The sequence below is a fragment of the Brevibacillus thermoruber 423 genome, assembly GCF_000454065.1.
In the GTDB taxonomy this organism is placed as follows: domain Bacteria; phylum Bacillota; class Bacilli; order Brevibacillales; family Brevibacillaceae; genus Brevibacillus; species Brevibacillus thermoruber.
This window is the reverse complement of the sequence record NZ_KE695650.1, coordinates 1-19,154: the sequence shown is the minus strand read 5'-3', so window position 1 is coordinate 19,154 and position 19,154 is coordinate 1. Positions and strand designations below refer to the sequence as shown.

Genomic DNA, 19,154 nt, shown 5'->3' with positions numbered 1-19,154 from the left:
CCTTCCGCCACAGTGCCCGACGATCTTCCCGCGTGCGAACTGCGACTGCCAGGCTACGGCCAATACGCTCATCACCGGCGTAGGGGTAAGCCTCAGCCTGCCGCCGCTGGCACCGGTGGAAATCTGCACCGTGCAGTTGATCGCCGACATCTGCCCGAGCCGCGATCCGTCGGCCAGCACGTTCACCTTCAACTTCTTCGACACGCCTGGTCCGACACCGCTGCCTGACGTCTTTCCCGGCGACCAAAGCTTCAGCCTCACGCCGACGACGATCAGTTCGCCGACGTGCATCACGGTTCTGCCGGACCTTGGTCTGGGAATCGTCCTGCCAACCATCCTCCTCGGTCTTACCGTTGCCGGTACCGCCGTGAGAACCTTCACGGCAACAGGCACGCAGGAAACGGTGAACTACACGCTCGTCCTGGCCGAGACCGGTCTGGGTCTGCCGGATGTCGTGCTCCTGGTTCTGACCAACGGCGCTGGTGTTCCCGTCAGATTGAAGACAAAATCCCTCGTTGCCATTGGCAGTTGAGGGAGTTTGTCCTGTATGTATTCGAAAGCATCGCCTGCATGGTCACTTTGTTCAGTCCTCATAAAGCATGGGTGGAATCAATATACAGAATCGAGGAATCTACAAATCCATAATGGCAAGCCTTCTCGAGAATACGAGCAAAGATCTTTTGGGACAGATCGGTCATTGAAACAAGCCGTACGTAGTTTTTCCCGAACGTAGTGAAGTGGGGAATCGGTTGTGTACAGTAACCTCGAAACCACCATCTCTTTGATGGTTTGTCGCAGGGAACGATCCAGGAGACGAGTTGTAGCCTTGCTTTCCGGATCCTTGGCAAAGCCTTATACTAGAGGATTACCGAATCGAAAACACCAGCTTTCTGTCTTCCTTCTCGATCTTGACTCTCTCTGAATGTTTCAGCGCCTTTTGAATAATTACTAAGTCCTGCCATTGAAAATACCCCTCTTCATCTCAAGTCCTATCCAAATAAATAGAGAAGGTAGCAAGTTTAAAAGTAACAGGATCGGTATGTGGTCATCTAAATTCCCACCCTCTATAAGAATTAGGAATAAAGAGAAAAATGGGGGATTGTAAGCATAATAGAAAATCCAGCCGATTCCCCCGGTAGAATCTCCCCTTTCGACTATCATGTAGCTAAATCCTAATAACACAAAACCAATGAAGGCAATTACACTAACGGATAGGAGATTTTTTAAGGATGATGGAAAGGTTTTTAAAAATATTCCTCCTGCAACATAACATAAACAAGTGAGGAGAGTGATTCCCCATAAAAGGTAGTCCGTTGGATTATAATAAGCCATTAACAAAAGGGTTATGAAAGCCAAGATGAGATGTAGAAGAAAAGCCAGGATGTTATTTTTTAGCATAGAAACCCCCAAACACTACCTGTTTGGTCTATTTCACCACCTTTAATAATATATCCGGACAAACAACTTTCCTAACTCCAATGGTACAGATTCTAAAGACCATGACAGATTTATACAGCTTTTTAGACTTATTTATTTTATCGTCAAATTTTTCAATACCTTATAGTAAAATTTCCTTTTTAGATCATTTTTCACAATATTTTTCGTGTATAAAAAAGTGTTGTTTCACCCCGTCCGTACTAACAGGAGAGCCATATCTCTCGTCCAACTCACGGATTCGATTCAATGTCTGCATGATCTCCTGTTCCAGCTCTTTGTCTCGGTCCGCATACTCTGCGGGGGCGCCGATCGCGGTGGCGGTCACAATGATGGCATCGTCCGGCAACTCATCCACGGAACCCAGTTTCGGCTGCCCAATCGTCACGGCCGCCCCGCCGATCTCCACCCCGTGATCAACCCAGCCACCACCGCCGGAAGCAAACACAGAGCCTCCCTTCACTGCCGCAATTACGTCGTCCATGGTCAAAACACGCATGATTTTTCTCCTCCTCGTCATTCAACGTTCGGCGGGTGTGGTCAGGTTAACACCCGGCGAATGCCTTTTTTGTTCACTTCGTCCAGCGCTTCTTCGTAACCGGCATCGGCATATCGCAGCACGCCGATGCCCGTATCGTTGTCCAAGGTATGCTTTAAGCGCATATCCGCCTCTGTCGTGCCATCGGCCACGATCGTCACGCCAGCGCTGGTCATATACCCGGAGTAACCCCCGCCGCCGGAATGAATCGCCACCAGATCCGCCATCGAACAACAGTTGAGCATCGAATTTAACAGCGGCCAATCGGCGATCGTGTCGCTCCCGTCTTTCATCCGCTCGGTCATGATATTGGGATGAGCCATCGCTCCGGCATCCAGATGATCACGGGATAACGCGATCGGACCGCTCAACTTGCCTTCGCGAACCATACGGTTAACCGCCAACGCCAGTTTGGTCCTTTCCCCGTGGCCGAACCAGCCGATCCGCGCCGGCAGCCCTTCAAGCGGCACGTATTTGCTGGCCAAGCGAATCCAGTTGGTTGCAATTTCATTGTCGGAAAATTCCTGCAGGATAAACTGATTGATCGCTTGAAAGTCATGCAGGTCACCCGACAACGCCACCCAGCGGAACGGACCAATTTCCCCTGCAGAAAAGCGACCGCAGGAATGCCTCCGTGAAAATATCGATGTCAAACGCATCTTTCACACCATGTTGGTAGGCCTGCGTCCGGATGTTGTTGCCGTTATCAAACACGATCGAACCGCGCCGTTTAAACTCCAGCATCGTCTCCACTTCTCGGGCAATTGAGGCTCTTGCGTCCGCCTGCAGTTTCTCCGGATTTTCCTCTCTCATCCGCCGCACGTCCTCCAAGCTGTAGCAGGCCGGGATATAACCGTACAACAGATCGTGGGCAGAGGTTTGGTCGGTGACGATGTCAGGAACGATCCCTCTTCTGAGGATTTCCGGATAGATTTCCGCCGCATTGCCAAGCAGTCCAACGGAAACACTCTCTTTTTTCGCCTTCGCTTCCGCGATCCACGCCAACGCTTCGTTGAGGTTGCCTGTTTTTCTCTGTAGGTAACCGACTTGCATCCGCTTGTCAATGCGCGCTTCATCCACTTCCACGCAGAGAATCGCCGCATTAGCCATCACACCAGCCAACGGTTGGGCTCCTCCCATTCCCCCCAGACCGGCGGTAAGAATAAAGCGGCCGGCCAGACTTCCGTTAAAGTGTTTTCTGGCAATGGCGGAAAAGATTTCGTAGGTGCCTTGAATCACCCCTTGCGACCCAATGTACTGCCATGCCGCTGCTGTAAGTCCGCCCCAGATGATCAGACCTTTTTCCTGCAGCTGATAAAAGTGCTCGCTGGTCGCCCATCTGCCTACAAGATTACAGTTCGCCATGATCACGATCGGGGCAAAAGCATGCGTTTTAAAAATGCCGATCGGTTTGCCGGACTGAATAACCAGGGTTTCATCATCGTTGAGGGGTTTCAAACTGTCGACGAGGGCATGAAATGACTTCCAGTCTCGCGCCGCTTTTGCCAATGCAGCGTAGACCACCAGTTCTTGCTGATTCTCGCCGTTTTCCAGCACGTTTTCCAGCATCCGAAGTAACGCTTCCTGTCTCCACCCTTTGCAGCGAAGGGCAGAGCCGCGGGCTGCTTTGATTCGTTCCATCACAACACCTCGAATTTATCACTATTTGATAATAAATTCTCTATATTGTATCTGTGCCATTTATTTCATTCCCATAATTCCAATGAGTCAAGTATGAATTAACAGCGGACGCCTATCTCGGTTGATCCCTTCCCGCGCCTTCAATTTCACGCCTTAAGCGGCGGATCGGTCAACTCCGGTGGGCGCTTGCACCGACTTGGGCAGTCCTTCCCAGCGGCAATATGAGAAGAAATCCGACGAGAAAACAAGCTCCTGCCAACCCATACATGATGCTCAGGGAGAGCATGTCCTTTATGATGCCGGACACACTCATCATCACGACCATGGAACCGGTCATGAGCGGCGTGCGGATTCCCGTGACTCTCCCAATAAATCGCTGCTCTGTATGCATCATGACCAATGCGTTATTCCCAATAAAGATAGCCGGCTGAAAAAGAGCGATGAGAAACTGGGCCATCATCGTAAGCCATAAGGTGGTAGAGATGCCTGATACAAAAACGCCGGCGGCATTTGCGAGGAGCCCAAGCTTTAGTAGGCGCTGCGGAGATATTTTTTTTGCCAAGCCAAACGTCACCATCCCTCCGATAATTTCCCCCAAACCATAAGGGATCGCCGTCCATTGCAAATCCTGCGCGGATAAACCCAGTCTCTCCGTGATCAGAAAAATACCGAGCGGCGCAATCAAGCCGACGCCAAATCCAACCGCCGTGAAACAAAGATTCAGCCATAAAAGCACTTTCCTGGATACCACGTAGCGGACACCATCCGCCATTTCCCTGAACAAAGAAGGCCGTATGGATGTCTTACCGGCATCTATGATTCGATCCGGTGGAATAGAAGCCATTGTGATAGCGGATAACAAGAAAGAGATACCGGTTACGCAGATGGCAAGCCCGATTCCCAAGTGTTGATACGCCACCGTTCCCATTATCGGTCCCACGATCATAAAGATGGAAAACAACGTTTGCAAAAGCGATATCCCCGATTGAGCCTGTTCATCCGGCACGTGCATCTTGAACAGCTTCATTCCGGAAGGCTGCGCAAATTGCGAGAGGATGGCGGAACTCAAGGTGGTGAAAAAGATCGCTTCCCACCTTCCGGATTCCAACACAGCCAGCACCGCAAAAACCGATAACGCGCTAAAGGCATCGCACCAGATCACCGTCCGTTTGGGCCGCCATCGGTCGGCAAACACCCCGCCGATGAACGAGAATACGAAGATAGGCACATACTCGGCAACCGAAATCATGGAAACGGCAAAAGCGTCTCCTCCGGTTTTTTCCATGACATACAAGAGAACGGCAAAATTCCGGACCCATATGCCTATCTGCGAAAACAAGTTGGAGAGGAGAACCATGCGTACAAACCGGTTTCTTCGCAACAACATCATTGGAGATGACATTCTCTTCATTCCTTCCTTTCCTGATTGATGAAACCAGGGACCATCATACAGCCTCCTCCAAGAGGAGAGTCAAGCAAGCGGAAAAGCTGTTTGTGTTTCTTGACTCTTCCCTTAGAGGAGACTTTAATCTTGAGAAAGGAAGGAGGGAATCTTGTGCTGTACACGGTGAAAGAGGTTTCGGAGTTAACGAATGTAACAATAAAAACGCTGCATCATTACCACAAAATCGGGCTTTTGACGCCGTGCGCCATCAGCGAGGCGGGGTACCGCTTGTACGGGATGAAAGAACTGGAACGTTTGCAACAGATCTTATTTTACCGGGAGCTGGACATTCCCTTGAAAAAAATCAAGCAGTTACTCGATGACGAGAGGGATCGTGTAACCATTTTAGCCGAACAAAAAAAGCTTCTGCTTGCCCGCGCGCGAAGGCTGGAAAGGCTGCTTGAAACCCTGGACGAATCGCTGGATTGCGCCAAGAAAGGAAAAGTGATGGAAAAAACAAAGATGTTCAAAGGCTTTGAGGATGAAAACGAGTGGAAGGAAGCGCTCGGTGAACAAAACCAGTATTTAAAAGAGAAATATGGTGTTGACATCCTGAAAAATCAAACGATCGATGTGCAGGCCATGAACGAAAAGGCGATGGACGCGCAGCGATTTTTGCAGGGCATGGCAAACGCGCTAAAAACCGGATTAAGATATGATGACAGAAGGGTGTGGCGCTTGATCCGCCGGCATCTTGACGATTTGCAGCGCCATGGACATGCTATAAGCCCTGCGAATTTTGCCGCGCAAGCACGCTTTTTTCTTGATGATGAATTTCACCGCCAAATGCTTGAGTCCTTACAAAACGGGCTTGCTTACTATCTTTGTATTGCCGCGGAATCATTCGCAAAAATAAGAGACGCGAAAGAAGCGAAAACGAGCAAAGGAACGGTTTGAGCCGTTCCTTTGCATGCGAGTCAATCGTTGTATAAAATGACTTTCATCGCTTTTTCTTTGGCAGCATTTCGAAACACTTCGTACGCCTGCATGATCTGGTCCAGCGGAAAACGGTGAGTGATCAGCTGTTCTGGTTTGATCCTTCCCGACTGTACGGTCTTTAACAGCATTGGAGTCGTGCTTGTGCTGACCAGTCCGGTCGTGATCCTGACATTGCGCAGCCACAACCGCTCCAAGTGCAGTTCGACCGGTTTGCCGTGCACACCGACGTTGGCCAGCCGTCCGCCGGGCTTCAGGATTTGCTGGCAGATGTCGAAGGTTACAGGGAACCCGACGGCCTCAATCGCTACGTCGACACCTTTTCCATCCGTTGCTTCCATCACTTGCTCAACCGCATTTCCCGCGGAGCTGTTAATTGTCTTGGTGGCCCCGAACCTTTCGGACTGCTCCAAACGATTATCGTCAAGGTCGACCATGATGATCTCCGCCGGCGAATAAAGCTGCGCTGTCAAGAGTGCCGACATCCCGACCGGCCCAGCCCCGACGATCGCGACCACATCCCCAGGCTGAACACCGCTGTTGATTACCCCGATTTCCATGGCCGTCGGCAAAATGTCACTCAACATGACAAGCGCTTCCTCATCGCTTCCCGGAGGAATGTGGTACAAGCTGGTGTCGGCATAAGGGATACGAACGTATTCCGCCTGGGTTCCGTCGATCAGGTGCCCCAAAATCCAACCACCCTCTTCGCAGTGGGCGTACATCGCTTTTTTGCAGTAATCGCATTTTCCGCAGGCAGTGACACAAGATATCAGCACCCTGTCTCCGGGTTTGAAATTGTTAACAGCTGCTCCTACTTCTTCTACGATTCCGACACCTTCGTGTCCCAGGGTTCGGCCGTCGGTTACCGCCGGTACATCACCGCCCAAGATATGCAAATCCGTGCCGCAGATCGTCGTTCTGGTGATTCTTACGATCGCATCCGTCGGTTTCTGAATCGTCGGTTTCTCCTTGTCTACCCACTCGTACTTTCCTGGCCCACGGAATACAAGTGCTTTCATATCCAGATACCTCCTAAGTTTTTGCAAACATCACTTTCGTTTTAACCCAAAGTCAGCAGGAAAAGCCTCCATTCTCTCCTTCATTCTCACCAATTCTCACCGAATGTACTCATCGGACTTGGAAATGGAAGGCGAGTATCGCCTGATCTTCATTCTCTCCAAAATTGCGCAATGGGATGACCGTATCATTTCGGCAACATTGGACTGGAAGACAGCACGCAGGCATAAAAATAACCGGCTCTGACGTGAAGAGGAGCCGGTTTTCACAGCGATACCGCCAACGTTTATATCCCGCATGTTCCTAAGCTTCCAAAATGATTTCCCCCGTTCGCGACAAATCATAGCCGCGGATTGATTTCAACTCATTTCGAAAAGCTTCAGACTGGAGAATCTCCATGATGATTTCAATCCATTCCCTGTTTTGAGGGGTTTTTAGCATCACAAGATCATAGCGTTCCTGAATGAGTGGAACCAAATCGACCCCCACGATATAAACTGCTTTCTCGATACCAACCCCGACATCAGCCTGTCCCTCCGCAACTTTTCCGGCAACGCCAAGATGGTTCGTTTCCTCTGTTTCATAGCCTTTCAACTGCTCAGGGGAGATACCATGAAGCCGCAACTGCTCATCGAGCAGGACGCGCGCACCTGAGCCTTTTTCACGGTTGACGATGGTCAGCCCGGGCTTTTTCAAGTCATCCCATGAACGAATCTGTTTCGGATTCCCCTTTTGCACATAAAAACCGGCGGTCCGGAAACAAAGATTTATCACAAGATAAGGAAATCCCACAAGAATTTTGCGAATGTAAGAGATGTTATACTCTCCGGTGTCACCGTCAAGAAGATGGGTGCTGACCACATCGGACTTCCCCTGATACATCGAGATGAGACTGTCCAGGCTGCCAACATAAGAACGCAGCGGACGTACGGTTTTTGTGGTTTTTTCAATATATTTCGTCAGGATATCCAGGCTGACGTCTTGTCCGGTAATCACCATGGGCCTGACCCCGGTTGCGGAAAAGCTCTGTTTCAATGGCGATTCCGGTATGGATCTGGAAAAAGCTGCGTGACCTTCCCTGGTTCTTGATTTGTAGGCTTCCAAATCAGCCGCATCGATACGCATTTGCTTGCCGACCCGGTAGGCTGGAAGATTCCCTTTCTTGATCAGGTCATACACGGTCAATTTGGACACGCGTATTATTTCCAACAGAATGCACTGTTTCAAAATTAATTTAGGAGGTAGACTGTATGAAAGGATTGGCGAAGTCAGTTTTAACAATTGTATCACTCATTTGTCTTGTGTTAGGAGGTGGTATGGCTCAAGCTTCTACGTCACCAGAAGAAGAAGTCCTTTTTCAAGCAAAAATAAAATCTGAGAAAGAATTATTGGAAGATGCATTGGCAGGAAAACGGGACCCTGGGTTAGAAAACTTAAAGATAGAAGTTCAAGCATTGGATGACAACGGAAAAAAGTCGACATCAATATAAAGAAATATTATACTGTTCAGAAGTTAAAACAGACAAAAAGAGGCAATGAAATTACTACTGATTATGTGAGTCTATAAACTATTTTGTGTAAACTCCTAACCTTCAAAATAGGGTACAATGAATTCAAAGAAAGGTTGGGAGAGCCCATGAGCCTGATGTCCAAAGAGCAACTGAAGCAGTGGATCAAGGAAAAGAACATGCAATCGGTGGAAGACGTCCAATCAGCCCTAAAGGAGTTGTTAGCCGACACCCTTCAGGAAATGCTGGAGGCGGAACTGGAGACGTCTCTTGGCTACGCCAAGCACGACACGAAAAACAAGAAAATCACCAACAGCCGGAACGGCTACAGTAAGAAAAAGATACGTTCCGAGTACGGCGATGTAGACATTCAGGTTCCGTGTGACCGGGCCGGTGAGTTTGAGCCGACCAGCGTCAAAAAGAACCAAACGAACGTGACGGGTATCGAAGACCAAATCATTGCCATGTATGCCAAGGGTGTTTCTACCCGCGACATTCAGGATCACCTGCAGCAGCTCTACGGCATCGAGGTTTCTCCTACCCTCATCTCCAACGTGACCAACAAGATCGTCCCGCTGATCAAAGAATGGCAAAACCGTCCCTTGCAGGCGGTATATGCGGTCGTGTTCCTGGATGCCATTCACTTCAAGGTGAAACAAGACGGTGCCATCGTCAACAAAGCCGCCTACATGGCCATTGGCATTGACTTGGAAGGCCACAAAGATGTACTTGGCATCTGGATCGGGGAAAATGAATCGGCAAAGTTCTGGCTTCATGTCGTAAACGAGTTGAAAAACCGGGGCGTGCAAGACATCCTCATTACCTGTGTGGACAATCTTCGCGGCTTCTCCGAGGCCATTTCCGCTTGCTATCCCATCACGGAAATCCAGAAGTGCATCATCCACCAGATTCGCAACTCGATCAAATACGTTTCCTACAAAGACATCAAGAAGATCACGTCGGCCCTGCAGCCGATTTATAAAGCGGCCACGGAAGAGGCCGCCTTGGAAGAACTGAATCAATTCGAGCAGACGTGGGGACAAAAGTACCCCCTTATTGTCCGTTCCTGGCGTACGAACTGGGCGGAAATCTCCACCTTCTTCAAGTACTCACCCGAGATTCGCAAACTGATCTACACAACCAATGTCATTGAGAGCTACCATCGCCAACTCAGAAAGGTCACCAAAGGAAAAGCCATTTTCCCTACAGACGAAGCCCTGCTCAAAATGCTCTACCTGGCAACCATGGATGTGTTACGAAAGTGGACGGGGAGAGTTCAGAACTGGGGCCAAATTCTGTTGCAACTGTCCGTTCAGTTTCCGGAGCGAGTTCAACCATATCTCCGCTGAGCCTAACGGCTATTGGAGTTTACACAAAATCATTGACAGACCCGATACAATTTCAACTTTTGCAAATGCAACAGGATCTGAAGGAGCTTGTACAACATGTCAAGCAAAAAACTTAACTCAGAATAACTGACATTCAATCATGTAAGAAGGGGCTGTACATAGTGAAAAAAGTAAAGGGAGAACCCCTTCTCCCTTTACACAAACACTTTGATGCTTCCACATTAACCTTTAACAGTCGCAGGAACAACCTACAATCACCAGCAATACAAACAATACCAACACCAGCGCAAAATCATCAAATTCGCCATTGAAGATACCCATTTGCATTCCCCCCTTTCGCACATGTAGTTATACTCTATGTGTCAAGGATGGAAGCTGCTTATACGAGTACCTATGTGATGAAAAAATCCCATCAGGATCATTTCCGAATGGCGAATCAAAACAAAAACAATACTCTTTCCCCGTCCACTGCCTCCACTGCAAACCAGTTAGTAATCAATCGCTGCTTCTGACGCGATCACTTGTGAACAAGCCATTTCAGAGGGAGCGATCTCGTCCTCATCCTCCAATATGTCCGGGAAGCGGCCGGCCACCGGTTCCAGAACTGTTTTTTCGTTCAATCTCAATCCAGCTACTACTCGTCCTGTCCATCCAGTATTAGAGTGGCGCTGCCGCTTCTCCTCCGTCCACTCTTCTCGTGACCGGCCGTCCTGGGGTACCCAAGCTCCACGCCCACATCGATGTAGAGCAGTTTTTCGCGTGAGAAAATAAAACAGTTGCCGACTTCGTGTCAAGATGAGAACGGATGCCTATGGCGCCCCCTTGTTACCAAAACAAATAATCGCCGGAGTGGGTCAATTTTAAACCAGCGATCGTGGGCAATATAAGTCGGAGTTGACATAACGTGACTCCTGTATATAATAGTGCCTCACGCACTTACGCGTGAGGACGCGACTACCCGTCGAACATAAGAAAGCCCATCTCCTTACAAGATGGGCTGAATTGTTACGACTTAACGCTTTTTTACATAGCTCGGAGGACCATACTCCACTTTTCCGTTACCCGATGCCACGATTCTAAAGTAAGGGGAGCCTGTTACGGAAGGACCGACAAAGCGAACATTTCCATAAGTTTCCCTGAGTTTCTGCGTTTTTCCACCGCTTTTTTGGCGATCTCAGCTCTATTCATACAATCGCCTCTCCTTTTAAGAACTCATGAAGTGAGCTCAAAATGTCCTCATTTACATTATAAAACACTTCATCGAAGCCTACAAATAACGGTTTGGTCCGCCAGGAAATGGAAATAAATTACATATCGATCAGCAATCCGTCGAGTATAGATGAATTCATCTTGCATCCAAACTCTTTTACCGGTTTCGAATAACCCGTAACCGTAGTGGTAAGCGTGTACCACAAAACTTTGGTTTTCCGGGTGGTTCTCGTTATGGTCTAGAGAAAAGAAAACCTTCTCGTCTCTAACCATTCCCGCACACCCGATCTGCTCCAGCCCCTTTTCGTCATCCGTAAGACGGAATAACGTCACAGCCTTCTTTTTGTTGAACGGCGGAACCGTTTCAAACTCGTCTTTAAAAGCAGACATGATCTGATTGTATTGTATGTCGGATCTCTTCGACCATTGCAACAAATAATACAGAAAACGTGCATGAGATTCGAGTTTATTTACTCTTTCCGTCAAATGAACATTGTTCAATGGCCCAAGTCGATCTGCAATCCTACGGAACTGGTTACAAAATGCATTGACTGCTGAGACCAGGTTACCATCTCGTCGGTCATCTTCGTAGATGCCCGGTGTAACTCCAATTAAATCAGTCGGTATGTGGATTCTGTTCCTTTTACTCCGCGGAAGAACATAAAATACCCTTTCCACCCCCAGACGACCGATGAACAATCCAAATTCAAACAGAACGTTGTCCCTTACCGCCGTAGATTGCTCCCCTCTAATATTCATTTCGTCGTCGGGATGGAACACAAAAATGGCGAAATCCGTATGATCCAGTTGTCGGGTCAAATCAATAATTGTAAAGCTGGAAGGGTCAAAAACACCGTTCGGCCAGACAGTCACTTCACATTCGTGTTGAATTCTTCACTACCGCAATCTCTGCAACCATTCTCATCCCTTCACCCCGCGATCCAACGTCCGGTACCGCCAGGTCGACGAAGGTGCGGGCCACCTTGACGATCCGGTTGTAGGCGCGGGCGCTCAGGCCGAGCGTTTCAAAAGCGAGCTGCAGCAGCTTCTGCCCTTCTCTGTCCAGGCCGGCATACCGGTGCAGTTCCTCTCCGTTCATCGCGCTGTTGAAGGGAGCACCGGGGCGGTGCCGGTAACGCTCGCATTGAATGGCTCTCGCCGCTTCCACCCTGCGGCGGATTTCCTCGGACGATTCCGCCTGCGGCCGCTCCTGCAGCAGCGTTACCGGCACACGGGGGACTTCCAGATGCAGGTCGATCCGGTCAAGCAGCGGACCGGACATTTTGGCCCGGTATTTTTGGATCTGCTGCGGCGTGCAGGTGCATTCGCGCTGGTCGCGGGAGCCGTAAAAGCCGCAGGGACAAGCGTGAAGATAACAACCTAGAAATTTCGATTCACAAGGAAACATCGCTGTCTCCTGCATTGCCGGAAGATGATACACCCGGAGGACGCATCAGACGTGCACGAGTAGAGAAAAACATGCTGCTTGTCGATCTTGCTGCCGCAACCGGCCTTAGTGTCCGATCTCTTCGTCTGGCCGAACAAAACAAGTCAACAGTTAGCCCACCTAACCTTAGAAAGTTGTCGGAAGCATTGGGAGTGTCAGTCGCATACCTCGGTTGTTTTGAAAACTTTCCGGAACATACACTTGGCCAGCGTCTCAAAAAAGCACGACTGTATCATGGGTACAACAAAAGGGAGTTCGCAAAGAAAATCGGGGTTAGCGCTCGAATGATTTGGTTGTGGGAAAAAGATGAATACCAACCGTCCGAACAATATATAGAACGTATCGATACATTCTTAGCTATTTTAAATTAACATCAAAGCCTCCTCAGACGAGAAGGGCTTGATTCATTACTCCACGCGATTCAATCCTGGTCTAAATCCTGCATCCTCGATGCATGATTCGCAACTCGTTTCCTATAAAGACATGAAGAAAATCACGTCGGTCCTGCAGCCGCCCTCTATAAAGCGGCTATGGAAGAAGCCGCCTTGGTAGAATTGAATCAATTCGAGCAGACGTGGAGATAAAAGTACCCCCTTATTGTCCGTTCCTGGCGTACGAACTGGGCGGAAATCTCCACCTTCTTCAAGTACTCACCCGAAATTCGCAAACTGATCTACACAACCAATGTCATTGAGAGCTACCATCGCCAACTGAGAAAGGTCACCAAAGGAAAAGCCATTTTCCCTACAGACGAAGCCCTGCTCAAAATGCTCTACCTGGCAACCATGGATGTGTTACGAAAGTGGACGGGGAGAATTCAGAACTGGGGCCAAATTCTGTTACAACTGTCCGTTCAGTTTCCGGAGCGAGTTCAACCATATCTCCGCTGAGCCTAACGGCTATTGGAGTTTACACAAAATCATTGACCGCAGCCAGTACCAGAAGCTCTTGACTCATTAAGATCGCATCAAATCCCCCCTCTACTAAATAGAGTGTCTTGCAACGAATTTCCTCTTCCATCACTTCATAAAGGCTAAATAAAACAGCCCCTTTTGAAAGAGGCTGTCGTCAGGCGTATTGCGGTATCGCTTTTTTGAAGCGGGAACAATGGATCGGTACGTTAACCCAAACACATCCCCAGTTACTGCGTCTCGGTTGGGGAGTACGATACTGTTGGTCTTCTGATCCCATCCAATGCCATACGTTCGGATAGTATTGGCATCCAATCCCCTTTTTCTTAGATAGTTCTGAGTATCATGGGAGAGACAAAGATCGAAAGCATACTTATGGGCCTGTTCCCGTCGTTGCATTTTGAGGAGTTTGTTTGAAACGATGGTCATCTCCCGCTTGTGCAATGTTTAACTACGGGTTCTCCTGGATTTCCCCAATCAATCCAAGCGCGATAAGCCTCCCCTGGTTTTGCTAAGAGGACTCGGGTATCTCCTTTTAGCAATAGTCGTCGGACGTCCTTTAGCACCTTACGTACCGCGTCTCCAAAGCGCATCCCATACATGAGTCGGACCATTCCGCAGCATCGCCAGAAATGGAGCAGAAAAAAAGTACCAGATGCCTTTTTCCCTGTTGGCATACATACTAGGTTTGGTATCCCCATGAAGCGGGTACAAGTAGGGATGCTCACCCGATCGGTTTTCCCTTTGAACCGTAATCCCAAGATGACACAGATTTACAGGGAGGTCAATGTACTCACGTATCCATGTTACTTCGACATCAGGAACAGATTTCCTATAGTATAAAAAGAAACCCGTCCAGTTTCCCAAGTGGTAATGTAGGGGTTCATCGTGCTAGAACAGATTCTTCCACTTAGAGCGGGCTCTCGAATGGCAAAACAAGGGTTTAATGATTTTGTCCAGAACCTTTAATTATTAATCTAATTAAAATGGAAATGTGATAGAAAAGAAGTGATGGGAATATAAATATAATGTAACTATATAAATCGAACAACCTATTCAGAAAATTCCCGCCATTAATCAAAGAGAAAAACAATGCCACTGTTATACCAGCCAAAGTAAACAAGCTAACATTTACTAAATACCTCTTAACCTTGGAGTGTATTAATATTTTTTTATCAATTGATTCAATTAATAAGGAAAGTGGAATCCCTACAACAATTGTAATTGGAAATGCATATATTAAATAAATAATTACTAAACTAAAGAATGTGAAATAATATGTTAGTTCATCACGCTCGTTAATAGGCGTGTATTCCATAAAAGCAAGTAGTATGCATAAAAAAAATGATGTTAATGAAGCAGACAAGAGTTTATTTAACATTTTCCTCCCCCTAATCCCCGTCATATTGTTTAATTTATGAAAAAGAACGATAAATCATGAAACAAAACATCCTTGTTTCCTTGAGCCACACCCCAACATGAAAATGGTTCGACTTCGTTTCTTCCCAAGCTAGTGAATAATCTTGGGTGAACGAGTACGTGGGTTTTAATGGTGTTTTGACCCTGTAAACAAAACTGTATGGAACAGCATTGAGCGCACCCCACTGTCGGTATAGCCATACGAGTTGAGCCGTGACTACGAACAGAAAGATTTTTTCTACAGCTTATCCATCACCCAAGGATTTTTCTATGTTGAGGAGCGAATAATCATGGATGTGATCCTTATCCACAGCGCAGGGGTGGATGTTCATCAATAAACCATTGTCGTCAGCGTCCTGATTGGGAAAGAAGACGAGATTCCTTTTTGTGAAACTCGCTCCTTCCCAACCATAACCTGTGACTTGTTTGAGATGCTACGATGGCTCTAAGAAAAAGGAGTTACCCATGTCACGATGGAAAGCACTGGAGTGTATTTTGGAAGCACGTATATAACGTTCTTGAGGGATACTTCGACATTACTTTGGTGAACGCGCAACGGATTATGGACAGCTCCAATGCCGAATGGATCGCAAAACTCTTACGACAAGGCTAAATTGAGAAGTTTTGTACCCTTAGCTGATATTCGAGAATTACGCGACATACTCGTCTGATTGATACTCTAACTTCCGAAAAGAATCGAACTCATAAGGGATTAGAAGCCCTAACGTAAAGTTAGGTGCAGTTAACTCTGATATCTTCGGCGTCCCTGGTCGCAATCTACTTACTCGTCTTCTAGTACAAGGGTTTGTAGAGAAAAGCGTAATCTTGGATTGTATGAAAGGAAAGGTGAAAAATAAAGTCAAAGCCCATTCGGACTCTCTGTCTGGAACCATCACTCACCATCAGATCTTCATCTGCCAGTCTTGGAATCCCATTATGTTTGTAAAGGAGTCATTCAGACACTTAACCAAAAGATTAAAAAATACTTGGCAACCTTACAAAAGAAAACGTACAACGCCTTCAATCCGCACCTGGAGTGGAAAAACTAACGGCTGCGACTCTTTTTTCGCCGAAATGGGACCAGATATGAGCCAATTCCCAACTGCCGCCCATTTAGTTTCATGGGCTAGGGTTTGTCCCGGCACCCCCTTACTTCGATACTAAGACACAAGGGATTTTCACAGAAAAAATTAACTGGGAGTACAGCATATCCCAGTTTTTAGCTATTTAATTTTTAGTTTGAGATGTCAAAATAATATTTGGGAGTTACTGAAAACAAATACCAGAAATCGTAAAGATCATGAGTAAATAGTTCATCATATGCATAATCATCAAAAGAAATGTACATCTCATGGCTTGGTGCACCATCGTGCCAACCATCAATTTCAAATTCCCCGTCTTCTCTATAAAGATAAGCCGTAAACTCATAATCAATAGCAGGCGGGGTAAACTCATCCGAATCCTCTAAGTACGGAATTCCAACTTCATGATCTATTCTAAAATACGCCTCATCTTGAGTTATGTCGTCTGATATCATTTTAATACCGCTTGCGCTAGCCTTTGCAGTTTGTATTAGATTTTTATTCTCGTCATAAAACTTACTTGTACCCACATCTTTATCTAAATCAATATCTTCATCTGTAAAATCTGCTTCTATATTTATTTGTGTTCTGTATCTAGAATGGACTACAGCAAAATCCCTGTTGTCTCCACCAAAATACTCGACTTCCTCCTCCCAATCGTCTCCAGTTAAACGAAGAGCATAAGGAACTGGATTCTCCACGTAGCGATCCGCGATAAATGTTGTATATCTTATTTTAACATTGTCTACACTGTCTCCACCATCATCTGCATTAATGCTAACAGAGTCAGTCTCATACTTCTTCTTATCAATTATTTTAATAATTGAGACATAATCGTACAAAAGATCTTCCGTGTTTTTGTTATCAGAACCAATTTCACCTAAATTCTCTTCGATTTGTGATAGTCTAATTTTCTTTTCTTGTTCATCTACTGGTATCTTTCCAAGAAATTCATAGACTATCCTTTCTTTTTTACCATCCAACTTGTCATTAAATACACTTTCATTTATGCTCTCAATTAATTCCCCATTTTTTATTACATCGTACTCTTCTATTTGAGAAATATCGTTCCAGTCAAATTTGATGTATTCACCATTTGAAATTGTCGACACGTTAACTTCCTTAATTGGGAATCTACTGCTAGAATTAGCGATTAAACCTTCTGATTCATTAGTTTTTGTTTTCAAAATGATATTAGCTATGCTCTCACCTTCTGAATCTACTGCTATTAAATTATATTTATATGGTTTACCAGGTTCTAAATTATCGTGTGTGAAATTAACTTTTGTACCGCTGTAAACTTCAGACTCTCCTTGATAAATTTTATACTCCACTGCACCCGGTATTTCGCTCCACGAGATAGTTATTTTTCTCTCTTCAGTCTCGATTTTTACATCATTAATAAACTCCTCGTAATTAAAATTTTCATAAGCAAAAACGTTAACTGGAGCAAAAAGTGTTGACATTACGACTAATGATGATAATAATGCTTTTTTCATTCTTTCACTCCTCAATCTTATTTTTACATGATTGCATTATAACAACATCTTCCATATTTGTCTACCATTTTTGGTAATTTTTCGTAGTTTATTTCATTTCCTCTTGATTTTAACACTTGAATTTTTATAGCCTCTTAACGCGAGGAAGATGTCTTGATACTCGTTCAGTAATTTTGGACTGCGCTTTGTATGAATATAAATAACAAGGATGCAACACACATATTCATTCTCGTAATATAATCTGCACTGTTTGCAGAGCATTCTCTAAACGACAACCAATACAGTACATTAATGACACCTTACTAAGCGAAGCGAACTTTGTTCAGCCGTGGTAGACTTCTTCTATTTTCCGCTTACTTTCTCAAGCTTCTGAATCCCGTCCGCTTCTCTTTTGATTCGCTCGACCGTTTTTTCACCTAGGATCCTGTTTTTCTCAATACACATTAAATAAATCTCGGAGGAAATTACCTTTTTTAAGATGCAACGTCATCAAAATGGATCATAAGGACGAAACAATCACGAAAGAGAAAGGATACAGCGGATAGTACCCCTATTCCAATATGTGTAATAAGGGGCTGCCATTTAGACCCTTGCTCGGCTCGAGTCTAAACATACAACCCATTTTTCTCCATACTTATCCATCAGACTCCCAAAAATAAGCATAAAAAAATCGGCCTGATATTGATTACTGATACGATTAATCCTGTTTCAAACTGTGACAAATCATATTTTTGTTGAAAAAAGTAGCTAATAGCCCCATCCTATATGTCACAAAAGTAGCGCACATTTGTGAAAATTTGTCTACATTCAAATGAATGAACATAACTCCAGATAGAGTGATTACCCCTCCTATCACAGAGAGAAGGGGTGGTTTCTCTCCAAGCCACATCCATGCAAGTACAAATGCAAGAGCTGGCGTTACGTAAAGGGAACTTGTTGCCTCCGAAGCCCCTACACGTGATGTTACATAGGCTAATGCAAGATAAGGAATAACCGTAGGGAAGAGACCTAAGTACAAGATGCTAAGTGTTGATGCTATAGAAAGTTTCGTCATTTCACTTGATAATCCTGGGAGAAAGAAGAACATGAAAAACGTACCCGCCCAAATCGTATAGGTAGTACATGCAAGAAAGCCATATTTTTTTTACATAACGGGTTTGAAAAACGAAATATAAACTTTCTGAAAATGACGCTAATAGAATGAACAAAATTCCACTGGTATACTCAACATCTCCCTCAGTTCCAAACGACTAAAAAAGCTTGTAATAGATCCAATCCACCTTGATAATCCAAATCGTTCACGAAGAAACCAAACGGCTAAAATAGCTGAAAAAATTTCTGGGTCGTTACAGGCTTTACATTTGATTTCAGTTGGGCTGCTGCACAGAGGATCAACCGTTTTACTTGAAAACCCTTCCTATCTTTATTCTCTGCAGGTGTTTCAATCAGCAGGGATGAAGCTTACCGGTCTCCCGATAGATGAACATGGCCTATTGCCCAACGCCGTTTCCGTATCAAAAAAACAGCGAGGCAGAGTGATTTTATACTCCATCCCTTGTTTTCATAATCCAACGGGGATTTTACTGTCAGAAAAACGACGTCAAGAGCTCATTCAAGTATGTAACATGGAACAACTTCCTATGATTGATGTCAACGCCGACTTTACTTTGACCCACCATCGCCGGTTTTGAATTGACCCACCCGGCGATTTTTGTTG

Annotated in this window: 15 protein-coding genes and 5 pseudogenes; 7 read left to right on the top strand and 13 right to left on the bottom strand. The window is 46.0% G+C overall.

What is annotated here, in order from left to right:
- Nucleotides 1-130 precede the first annotated feature (130 nt).
- Nucleotides 131-532 carry a hypothetical protein gene (locus tag M516_RS23090; protein WP_152523369.1) on the top strand — a complete coding sequence of 134 codons (402 nt, stop codon included), beginning with the start codon at nucleotides 131-133 and terminating at the stop codon, nucleotides 530-532.
- 67 nt (nucleotides 533-599) lie between these two features.
- Here M516_RS23090 and M516_RS25915 read toward each other — a convergent pair.
- The 5 genes and pseudogenes from M516_RS25915 to M516_RS23080 form a co-directional block, all read right to left on the bottom strand.
- Nucleotides 600-804 (bottom strand): annotated as a pseudogene (locus M516_RS25915) (IS5/IS1182 family transposase); the annotation flags it as partial.
- A gap of 144 nt (nucleotides 805-948) precedes the next feature.
- Nucleotides 949-1,398, bottom strand: coding sequence for a hypothetical protein (locus tag M516_RS0108555; RefSeq protein WP_029098746.1), 450 nt, complete (start codon nucleotides 1,396-1,398; stop codon nucleotides 949-951).
- A gap of 184 nt (nucleotides 1,399-1,582) precedes the next feature.
- Nucleotides 1,583-1,933, bottom strand: coding sequence for an S-methyl thiohydantoin desulfurase domain-containing protein (locus tag M516_RS25910; protein WP_029098745.1), 351 nt, complete (start codon nucleotides 1,931-1,933; stop codon nucleotides 1,583-1,585).
- Between the two features lie 41 nt (nucleotides 1,934-1,974).
- Nucleotides 1,975-3,613, bottom strand: a pseudogene (locus M516_RS23085) (urocanate hydratase).
- A gap of 169 nt (nucleotides 3,614-3,782) precedes the next feature.
- A complete protein-coding gene (locus M516_RS23080) occupies nucleotides 3,783-5,015 on the bottom strand; it encodes an MFS transporter (protein WP_035289487.1) in 1,233 nt (410 codons plus the stop codon).
- Nucleotides 5,016-5,168: 153 nt separating this feature from the next.
- Here M516_RS23080 and M516_RS0108535 point away from each other — a divergent pair, with 153 nt between their 5' ends.
- Nucleotides 5,169-5,954: a MerR family transcriptional regulator gene (locus tag M516_RS0108535; RefSeq protein WP_029098744.1), complete on the top strand. Its 786-nt coding sequence runs from the start codon at nucleotides 5,169-5,171 to the stop codon at nucleotides 5,952-5,954.
- Between the two features lie 20 nt (nucleotides 5,955-5,974).
- Here M516_RS0108535 and M516_RS0108530 read toward each other — a convergent pair whose 3' ends face one another.
- Together M516_RS0108530 and M516_RS0108525 are read right to left on the bottom strand one after the other, a co-directional pair.
- On the bottom strand, nucleotides 5,975-7,015 hold the full coding sequence (locus M516_RS0108530) for a zinc-dependent alcohol dehydrogenase family protein (RefSeq protein ID WP_029098743.1): 1,041 nt from the start codon (nucleotides 7,013-7,015) through the stop codon (nucleotides 5,975-5,977).
- 301 nt (nucleotides 7,016-7,316) lie between these two features.
- Complete coding sequence (locus M516_RS0108525) at nucleotides 7,317-8,213, bottom strand: substrate-binding domain-containing protein (RefSeq protein WP_420796318.1); 897 nt, start codon at nucleotides 8,211-8,213, stop codon at nucleotides 7,317-7,319.
- 50 nt (nucleotides 8,214-8,263) lie between these two features.
- Here M516_RS0108525 and M516_RS25175 point away from each other — a divergent pair, with 50 nt between their 5' ends.
- Both M516_RS25175 and M516_RS0108515 read left to right on the top strand, forming a co-directional pair.
- Nucleotides 8,264-8,503 (top strand): hypothetical protein, encoded by a 240-nt coding sequence (locus tag M516_RS25175; protein WP_152523367.1) that lies wholly within the window; start codon nucleotides 8,264-8,266, stop codon nucleotides 8,501-8,503.
- A gap of 146 nt (nucleotides 8,504-8,649) precedes the next feature.
- A complete protein-coding gene (locus M516_RS0108515) occupies nucleotides 8,650-9,870 on the top strand; it encodes an IS256 family transposase (protein ID WP_029098741.1) in 1,221 nt (406 codons plus the stop codon).
- Between the two features lie 228 nt (nucleotides 9,871-10,098).
- Here M516_RS0108515 and M516_RS24685 read toward each other — a convergent pair whose 3' ends face one another.
- The 4 genes from M516_RS24685 to M516_RS0108495 form a co-directional block, all read right to left on the bottom strand.
- Nucleotides 10,099-10,191, bottom strand: a complete 93-nt coding sequence (locus M516_RS24685) for a YjcZ family sporulation protein (protein ID WP_029098740.1) — start codon at nucleotides 10,189-10,191, stop codon at nucleotides 10,099-10,101.
- 167 nt (nucleotides 10,192-10,358) lie between these two features.
- Nucleotides 10,359-10,490 carry a hypothetical protein gene (locus M516_RS26135; RefSeq protein ID WP_274518669.1) on the bottom strand — a complete coding sequence of 44 codons (132 nt, stop codon included), beginning with the start codon at nucleotides 10,488-10,490 and terminating at the stop codon, nucleotides 10,359-10,361.
- 637 nt (nucleotides 10,491-11,127) lie between these two features.
- A complete protein-coding gene (locus tag M516_RS24315) occupies nucleotides 11,128-11,952 on the bottom strand; it encodes a TIR domain-containing protein (RefSeq protein WP_051188155.1) in 825 nt (274 codons plus the stop codon).
- 1 nt (nucleotide 11,953) lies between these two features.
- Complete coding sequence (locus tag M516_RS0108495; protein ID WP_029098739.1) at nucleotides 11,954-12,487, bottom strand: magnesium chelatase subunit ChlI family protein; 534 nt, start codon at nucleotides 12,485-12,487, stop codon at nucleotides 11,954-11,956.
- A 14-nt stretch (nucleotides 12,488-12,501) separates the two neighbouring features.
- Between M516_RS0108495 and M516_RS24680 the strand changes: the two genes are divergently transcribed.
- Together M516_RS24680 and M516_RS24675 are read left to right on the top strand one after the other, a co-directional pair.
- The gene (locus M516_RS24680; protein WP_274518668.1) at nucleotides 12,502-12,897 is read left to right on the top strand and encodes a helix-turn-helix domain-containing protein; all 396 of its coding nucleotides are present in this window, start codon (nucleotides 12,502-12,504) and stop codon (nucleotides 12,895-12,897) included.
- 97 nt (nucleotides 12,898-12,994) lie between these two features.
- Nucleotides 12,995-13,416: pseudogene (locus M516_RS24675) on the top strand (transposase); the annotation flags it as partial.
- 2,674 nt (nucleotides 13,417-16,090) lie between these two features.
- On the opposite strand, the gene M516_RS0108485 reads toward M516_RS24675, so the two are convergent.
- Nucleotides 16,091-17,437: a DUF3238 domain-containing protein gene (locus M516_RS0108485; protein ID WP_029098737.1), complete on the bottom strand. Its 1,347-nt coding sequence runs from the start codon at nucleotides 17,435-17,437 to the stop codon at nucleotides 16,091-16,093.
- A 697-nt stretch (nucleotides 17,438-18,134) separates the two neighbouring features.
- Nucleotides 18,135-18,563: pseudogene (locus M516_RS24670) on the bottom strand (EamA family transporter); the annotation flags it as partial.
- A gap of 208 nt (nucleotides 18,564-18,771) precedes the next feature.
- On the opposite strand from M516_RS24670, the pseudogene M516_RS24665 reads away from it, so the two are divergent.
- A pseudogene (locus tag M516_RS24665) lies at nucleotides 18,772-19,086 on the top strand (aminotransferase class I/II-fold pyridoxal phosphate-dependent enzyme); the annotation flags it as partial.
- Between the last annotated feature and the right edge of the window lie 68 nt (nucleotides 19,087-19,154).

Coding starts and splice junctions, on each gene's coding strand:
- M516_RS0108555 (WP_029098746.1), bottom strand. CDS start 1,398: ATGCTAAAAAATAACATCCTGGCTTTTCTTCTACATCTCATCTTGGCT.
- M516_RS25910 (WP_029098745.1), bottom strand. CDS start 1,933: ATGCGTGTTTTGACCATGGACGACGTAATTGCGGCAGTGAAGGGAGGC.
- M516_RS23080 (WP_035289487.1), bottom strand. CDS start 5,015: ATGTCATCTCCAATGATGTTGTTGCGAAGAAACCGGTTTGTACGCATG.
- M516_RS0108530 (WP_029098743.1), bottom strand. CDS start 7,015: ATGAAAGCACTTGTATTCCGTGGGCCAGGAAAGTACGAGTGGGTAGAC.
- M516_RS25175 (WP_152523367.1), top strand. CDS start 8,264: ATGAAAGGATTGGCGAAGTCAGTTTTAACAATTGTATCACTCATTTGT.
- M516_RS0108515 (WP_029098741.1), top strand. CDS start 8,650: ATGAGCCTGATGTCCAAAGAGCAACTGAAGCAGTGGATCAAGGAAAAG.
- M516_RS24685 (WP_029098740.1), bottom strand. CDS start 10,191: ATGGGTATCTTCAATGGCGAATTTGATGATTTTGCGCTGGTGTTGGTA.
- M516_RS0108495 (WP_029098739.1), bottom strand. CDS start 12,487: ATGTTTCCTTGTGAATCGAAATTTCTAGGTTGTTATCTTCACGCTTGT.
- M516_RS0108485 (WP_029098737.1), bottom strand. CDS start 17,437: ATGAAAAAAGCATTATTATCATCATTAGTCGTAATGTCAACACTTTTT.